This is a genomic window from Bradyrhizobium hereditatis, assembly GCF_020329435.1.
GTDB lineage: Bacteria > Pseudomonadota > Alphaproteobacteria > Rhizobiales > Xanthobacteraceae > Bradyrhizobium > Bradyrhizobium hereditatis.
Genome location: NZ_JAGKJK010000053.1, coordinates 1 through 1,485, shown reverse-complemented (window position 1 = coordinate 1,485; position 1,485 = coordinate 1). Strand labels below are relative to the sequence as shown.

At 60.5% G+C, this 1,485-nt stretch carries 1 protein-coding gene; it reads left to right on the top strand.

The window, feature by feature from the left end; translation table 11 throughout:
* Positions 1 to 195: 195 nt before the first annotated feature.
* Positions 196 to 1,476: an IS4 family transposase gene (locus J6524_RS36975; protein ID WP_225678755.1), complete on the top strand. Its 1,281-nt coding sequence runs from the start codon at positions 196 to 198 to the stop codon at positions 1,474 to 1,476.
* Positions 1,477 to 1,485: the final 9 nt, after the last annotated feature.

The window sequence follows — 1,485 nt, the reverse complement described above, 5'->3', positions numbered from 1 at the left end:
CTAGCAGATGCACAGATTGCGGCTGCGACGGAATGACTCGGTGTTTTGATTTGGCCTTCCGCGGCGACGGGCTGCTGTGATTCTGTATCTGGCACTTCGATTCCATTGAGGTGCCAAGATGTTGAATGAACAATTCAGGCTTGGGCGGTTCGGGGATGGTCGTCTCGATAAAGGGGGGCGGCCCTGCTCGAAGGGATGGTCACGCGCGCGAGCTCGTGCCTGCGTCGAGCGGCGGATGGCGATCGGGCCAAGATAGTCCGATACGGCCGATTTCTCGCCAATGAGAACGTGAGCTTGGAAGCACTGCTCGAAGGCTGGGGCGAACAGACGGCGGTTGCGGCGGCTGGCCGGCACGTGCTGGCGATCCAGGATACAAGCGAGATCAACTTTAGAACCCAACCCGAGCGTCGGCGCGGATTGGGCGAGATCGGCAAGGGGAACAGCCACGGCTTGCTGTTGCATGCGATGGCTGCCGTGGATGCCGCCAGTGACGCATGTCTGGGACTGGTTGCCGGCAAGATTTGGACGCGCCAGGGCCGAGTTACGGTGCCGCACGATCAGCGGCCACTGGAGCAGAAGGAGTCGGAGCGCTGGATCAGCACGGCCAATCGAGCCAAGCAGGTGCTCTCTGCGGCCACGATGGTCACGGTGATCGACGATCGCGAGGGTGACATCTATGCCAAATGGGCGAGCGTATCGGCCGCAAACTTCCATCTGTTGACGCGGAGCATGCATGATCGCGTGCTGGCCGACGGTGCAAGCATGTATGCCACCGCCGCCAGCTGGCCCATTGTCGATACTGCCACCATCGATGTTGTGGCGCGTGCCGATCGTCCCGCCCGACAGGCCAAGCTGGTGCTGCGGTTCGGTCGGGTCACCCTCAGAAGGCCGCAGAATGCCTCGTCCAACCTACCCAAGACGGTCGAACTCACTTTGGTTGAGGTCGTTGAAGTCGATCCGCCGGCAGATGTCGAGCCGCTGCACTGGTACCTGCTGACGACCCATGACGTGAACGATGTTGCTTCCGCCTGGCAGATCGTCAACTGGTACAAAAAGCGTTGGATCATCGAACAGCTGTTCCGCCTGATCAAAACGCAGGGGCTGCAACTCGAAGACAGCCGGATCGAAACCGCCGATCGGCTGCTCAAGCTCACCGCGATCGCTGCCAAGGCTGCCGTCATGATCCTGCAACTTGTTCAGGCTCGCGACGGACGCAGCGCTGAACCTGCCAGCAACGCGTTCAACCAAGAGCAGATCAAGTTACTCGCCGCGCTTGCCACCAAATACGAAGGCAGGACCAAACTCCAAAGCAATCCCCATCGCCCGCAAACCTTGGCCTGGGCCTCATGGATCATTGCTCGCCTCGGCGGATGGGATGGATACCCTCGCACCAAACCCGGCCCCATCACCATGAGGCATGGCCTCCAATACTTCTTGGGCGTAGCTTCCGCCTGGGAAACCCTCAAAGACGTGTGAATCAGCTAG

Coding starts and splice junctions, on each gene's coding strand:
- J6524_RS36975 (WP_225678755.1), top strand. CDS start 196: ATGGTCACGCGCGCGAGCTCGTGCCTGCGTCGAGCGGCGGATGGCGAT.